Raw genomic sequence first — 5,556 nt, 5'->3', positions numbered from 1 at the left:
GCGTTTACCGGCGAACGCATTCCCACGCTGGCTGAAGTTCTGGCGATCATCCCGCCAGGGAAAAAGCTCTTTCTCGAAATCAAAGGCGGCCCCGAGCTGGTAAAACCGATCCGTCGGGTCCTCGTTTCGTCCGGAATTTCTTTCCAGCAAATTGTCATCATTGCGTTTGACCAAAATACTGTCGTGGAAGTTCGCAGATTACTGCCCGAGGTTAAGGTTTACTGGCTGGTGTCGTACAAACAGGACAAGGAGACAGGCTGCTGGACTCCCACCGCGGACGAAGTATTTCAAACTCTGTCGCGAATCAGACCCCACGGACTGGACACAGAAGCCAACCCGGAAGTTGTCAATCGGTCTTTCGTGGACCGGCTTCGCCGTGAAGGCTACGAATTCCACGTTTGGACCATTGATGACGGCGCGCGTGCCAGACTGTTTCGCGACCTGGGCGTGGATTCGATCACAACCAACCGACCGGCATTGATCCGCCAAGAACTGCAAAAGCCGGAGGTTAGACAAAGAAACGTGGGGCAGGAAAGACAATAGATATTCGCTACGAACAGGCTCTGACAGGTTGCCGAGTAATCTGTCAAACCGGGGAGGCTCGACTGATGCTGCGAACGCTTGTGTCCACGGTCTTAATGGCACCTTTTCTGGCTTGGGGGGTGCTCTGTTGATCGAATGTGGGCGGCCGAACCCGGAAGTATCGAATTCCGCGGCGACATCCGCCTCCCGCAAATCGCGTTCGCGATCGACGAAATCCTGCAAGCGGCGCTGGCAAGCGGCACGCCGCAGTCCCGGCTGGTCGTCGAATGTCGCGTTGACCAGAACTCACTCCCGCCCCAGGGCTATCGGATTGAACGAATGGAAAGCCCCGCTGGTTTCCGAATCACCGGAGGCGACCCCACGGGGGCCATGTACGGCGGTCTGGACATCGCTGAGGCGATTCGCATCCACGCGCTCGGCGACCTGGCCGAAGGGGAACATCGACCGTACATCAAACGCCGGGGCATCAAATTCAACATCCCCCTCGATGTGCGAACGCCCAGCTATTCCGATAACGGGGACAGATTTCAGGCCAACATTCCCGAAGTCTGGAGCACCACCTTCTGGCACGAATTTCTCGACGAGATGGCGCGACATCGATACAACGTGCTCACGCTCTGGAATCTTCACCCCTTCCCATCCATCGTCCGCGTTCCGGAGTTTCCTGACGTGGCGCTGAACGACGTCTGGCGGACCCGCCTCCGCCTGGATGATTCGTTCTCGCATACGGGACGCGACATGGTCCGTCCCGAGATGCTGCAGGATGTGGAGATCGTGCGCCGCATGACGATCGACGAAAAAATCGCCTTCTGGCGCCACGTCATGCAGTATGCCCACGATCGCGGTATTGAAGTTTACTGGTTCACCTGGAATATCTTCGTGTGGGGCACGGATGGCAAGTACGGAATCACTGCCGACCGAGATAATCCTGTGACCGTCCAGTATTTCCGGGCGAGTGTCCGTGAACTCGTCCGAACATACCCGCTTCTGGCGGGCATCGGCATCACCGCGGGAGAAAACATGGGGCGCGGGACCAAGCGTTTAACCCCGGAACAATGGCTCTGGCAAACCTATGGTGAAGGAGTCCGCGATGCCCTCGCCGACCAGCGCGGACGATCTTTCCGCCTCATCCATCGCTTCCACATGACGAATTTAAGCGACATTCTCCGGGAATTTCATGAGGCGCGCGATATTCTGGAGTTCAGTTTTAAATACTCCATCGCCCATATGTATTCCATTCCGAATCCACCGTTTATCAAACCCGCATTGGAACAGATGCCGGCGGGAATGAAAACCTGGCTGACCGTCCGGAATGACGACGTCTATAGTTTTCGCTGGGGTGATCCCGATTATGCGCGTGAATATATCCTCAATATGCCTGGTCGTGATCGCCTGGCAGGATTCTATATGGGTCCCGACGGATACTGCTGGGGTCGCGAAGCCATCGATGTCGATGGTGAAGTGCCACGCCAATTGGTCATGAAAAAGCAGTGGTACAGCTTTCTGCTGTGGGGACGCCTCAGTTACGACCCTGCGCTGTCCAACGATCATTTTCGTAGAATTGTGGCCGCCCGGTTTCCCGAGCTTCCCTCTGAAAAGCTCTTCACAGCCTGGGCGGCGGCTTCTCGCGTGTTTCCCCTGATCACCCGGTTTTTCTGGGGGGATATCGACCTGAGATGGTTCCCGGAAGCCTGCATGCGCTATCCCGCACCGCGGGGATTTTACACCGTGAAAGATTTTATCCTGGGGCAGACAATGCCCGGCAGCGGTGTGCTCAACATTCGGGAATGGCTCAATCACAAGGACCACACCGAACAGATTGCGGTCGGGCCCCTGGAAATCGCGCGCGACCTGGAAAGCAACGCTCAGAAAACGCTGACGTTGCTCGCCGACCTGAAATCGCGCGACATCGCCCACCGGGAACTCCAGCGAACGCTCGGGGATCTCGAAGCCGTGGCCTATCTGGGAAAATACTATGCCGAAAAAATTCGCGGGGCGGTCAGACTGGCGGAATTTGATCGCGACGGGCGACCCGAACAAAAGCAGGCCGCTGTGGAACACCTCCACAAGGCCCTCGAAAACTGGCAGAACTACGCACGGATCACTCTCAGCCAATACAAACCGCAACTCCTCAACCGCATCGGGTATGTGGACCTCCACGAAATCACCCCCTACGTGGAAAAAGACATCGCCATCGCCCAGGAGTGGAAACCCGGTACCCTCAAGGAACTTACCCCGTTGCGTCAAACGGGAGACGTGCCCTTCCGGCCATAGATTAACAAGCACACAAGAACCCGTTCGGCCACCTGGCGACTGTCGGTGGTGTTTTTGTTTTCATTTCTGCCCCATGTCGCATCATCAGCCGCCACGGGAGAAAACCGAGCCGGTGGCTTTCTTTCCGCCGCTGATTTGTGCATAATCGACACCAAATCGATCGCGCACAGAGGCTCGTCAAACAAAAAGCGGAAAGGAGAGCCCCATGCCTGTTCTTGTCCGGTGCACTTGTGGGAGTGAGTACAACCTTAAAGACGAGTATGCGGGCAAACTCGTGCAGTGCCCGCGGTGTGGGCAAAATCTGCTTGTGCCATCGCCACAGCAGGAAGAAATCCCCGTACAACGGGGTGAGCCGCCTTTTGACCGGGATGTCTATCTGCTCCGACAGCATGTCGTTGCCATTTCGGAAAAATATTCGGTCTGCGACGAAAACAACAATCCCATCCTGTTTGTGGAGCGACCCGTTTACCTTGCCCGAGGAATTCTGGCCATTTTCGCGGGGATCCTTGTCCTCGGTTTGAGTATGGTTGTATTTGCGCTGCTGGGCGAGGTGCTCAATCAGGAGTGGCTGCTCGCCGTGGGCATTGTGGTGGGCGCGGTCCTTACATTCGTCGTCATTTTCGCCATAGTGCCCAAAAGACACGTGACATTTTGGCGCGACCAGTCGCGTACCGAAAAATTATTAGAGATTCTCCAGGATCGAAAGATAATGCCAATCGTCGCGACCTACACCGTGCGTGACCCATCCGGCAACATCCTGGCACGGCTGCGTAAAAACGACCTCACCAACCTCATCCGTCGCAAATGGTCCTGCTATCGCCCCGATGGATCCCTGTGGTGTGTGGCCAAAGAGGATTCGCTCATCCTCTCGCTCCTGCGTCGGTTGATCGGCCCCTTGTTCGGGATCCTCCGCACCAATTTCATCATCTGCGATCCCGATACCGACGAGGTGATCGGCGAATTCAATCGCAAGTTCACACTGTTCGATCGCTATGTGCTGGACCTGCGGGCGGACCGGGACGTTCTCCTCGATCGCCGCGTGGCCCTTGCGCTGGGTGTCATGCTCGATACGGGAGAGCGTCGCTGATGGGGAGACACAGGCCATGGCCAATGACACGCCTGAGACGCGCTATCCCGAACCCACTCCGCTTGTCATCACACAAGACATGCTCGCTGAACGGGCAGCCGCAGCCCCGCCGCCTGTCGACTTCGAGCGGGGAATGTGCTGGACTCCCGCCATAACCCTGGGCATGATCGTCCTCAATATCTGCTTTTTTATCCCCGTTTTTTCAGCGGAAAATCCACAACAGGTGCTGGAGGTTTTTCTCAAAACGGGCCTCATTCGAGAAAAGGTCCTGGCCGGGGAAATCTGGCGCCTGCTCACATCGATGTTTATGCACGTGGATCTCTCCCATCTTCTGGGAAACATGGCGGCGCTCTACATCGTGGGAATGGCCTGCGAGCACGCCTTCGGTCCCTGGCAGACGGTTCTCATTTTCCTGCTCACCGGCCTGTGTGGCGGCTTTGTCAGCCTTCTTGTGCACCCCGGACCCTCGCTGGGCGCCTCGGGCGCGGTCTTCGGAGTGCTCGGATGTGCCGTGGGATTCTTCTGGCGACACCGTCGGGCGGTCCACCTCCGCGACAAACGCATCGGGCTGGCCCTCCTCGCCTGGGCTGTGTACCAGATCGTTATTGGCCTGACGGAGCCGATGATCGATAACGCGGCCCACGTCGCCGGCCTGCTCGCCGGACTGGTGCTCGGCTGCCTGCTTCCGCCACGGCTGCTTTCGCGACCAGAACCGCCCGATACCCTCCCGTCCGCAATGTAGCGCAGCGTTATAGGGGGAGCACCCACGGGGATGACACATTCCCGCTTTGCCAACAATCCCCCCTATCCGGGCACCTCGGTCCATTCTTGCCATCGGGGTGGAAACGGGTTGACAGTGTGTAACCGGCGGGCAGCCCGTTGCTGGGCATTTTACGTCGGGGATGCCGAGAAAGTTCGGCGATCGCTGCCAGCCCGAGGGCCAGGCGGCCGAGAACCTCATCGTGATCGCGCATGCCCCCTCTATCGTATCTACTACACTCACTCTTTCTTGGGGCTTGACAAAATCAGTGGCCGGGCATACGCTTAGTTGCAGTCGATCTCCAGGGATTTTCGCATGACCGGCGATCGACTGCAAAACAGGGGGTGGGAGGAGGGCGGAAACCCCGGAAAATACCGGCTTTCCGGGGAGGGTCTTAATCGAACCAAGTTGGGATTGAAACGGTTTAGGCGCGGCAAGCCGCGTGACAGCGTGATGCGTCTTAATCGAACCAAGTTGGGATTGAAACGAGGGTCTGGCGGCTATGCACTCGGCATCCGCAACTGTCTTAATCGAACCAAGTTGGGATTGAAACACGTAAAAACGGTAAATCGTCATCAAGGTATGGAAGTCTTAATCGAACCAAGTTGGGATTGAAACTTCGGGAATCTGTTCAGCAGCTCGCTGTTCGCGTAAACGAGTCTTAATCGAACCAAGTTGGGATTGAAACTTAGCTACGTCCCACGTAAGGATGGGGCTTAAGTCGCGTCTTAATCGAACCAAGTTGGGATTGAAACACATATTCCTTTTTTTTGTTCCTTATGCACCAATTTTCGTCTTAATCGAACCAAGTTGGGATTGAAACATTCCGATAGTGACGGCGCAGACCAGTACTTGCTTCATAGTCTTAATCGAACCAAGTTGGGATTGAAAC

Annotated in this window: 4 protein-coding genes and 1 CRISPR repeat array; all 4 genes read left to right on the top strand. The window is 56.5% G+C overall.

The window, feature by feature from the left end; translation table 11 throughout:
- A partial coding sequence (locus tag H5U08_RS08995; protein ID WP_297032321.1) for a glycerophosphodiester phosphodiesterase family protein occupies nucleotides 1–543 on the top strand: 543 nt, incomplete at its 5' end.
- A gap of 135 nt (nucleotides 544–678) precedes the next feature.
- Nucleotides 679–2,817 carry a hypothetical protein gene (locus tag H5U08_RS08990; RefSeq protein ID WP_297032320.1) on the top strand — a complete coding sequence of 713 codons (2,139 nt, stop codon included), beginning with the start codon at nucleotides 679–681 and terminating at the stop codon, nucleotides 2,815–2,817.
- A gap of 205 nt (nucleotides 2,818–3,022) precedes the next feature.
- A complete protein-coding gene (locus tag H5U08_RS08985; protein WP_297032319.1) occupies nucleotides 3,023–3,904 on the top strand; it encodes a DUF308 domain-containing protein in 882 nt (293 codons plus the stop codon).
- A 16-nt stretch (nucleotides 3,905–3,920) separates the two neighbouring features.
- Nucleotides 3,921–4,646 carry a rhomboid family intramembrane serine protease gene (locus H5U08_RS08980; RefSeq protein ID WP_297032318.1) on the top strand — a complete coding sequence of 242 codons (726 nt, stop codon included), beginning with the start codon at nucleotides 3,921–3,923 and terminating at the stop codon, nucleotides 4,644–4,646.
- Between the two features lie 409 nt (nucleotides 4,647–5,055).
- Nucleotides 5,056–5,556: direct repeats of the CRISPR family, unit length 30 nt; unit sequence GTCTTAATCGAACCAAGTTGGGATTGAAAC.

The organism is Thermogutta sp. (assembly GCF_014359955.1).
In the GTDB taxonomy this organism is placed as follows: domain Bacteria; phylum Planctomycetota; class Planctomycetia; order Pirellulales; family Thermoguttaceae; genus Thermogutta.
This window is presented reverse-complemented; position numbering and strand designations above follow the sequence as displayed.

Excerpts from the sequence above, each read along its gene's own strand:
- H5U08_RS08990 (WP_297032320.1), top strand. The coding sequence starts at position 679 with ATGTGGGCGGCCGAACCCGGAAGTATCGAATTCCGCGGCGACATCCGC.
- H5U08_RS08985 (WP_297032319.1), top strand. The coding sequence starts at position 3,023 with ATGCCTGTTCTTGTCCGGTGCACTTGTGGGAGTGAGTACAACCTTAAA.
- H5U08_RS08980 (WP_297032318.1), top strand. The coding sequence starts at position 3,921 with ATGGCCAATGACACGCCTGAGACGCGCTATCCCGAACCCACTCCGCTT.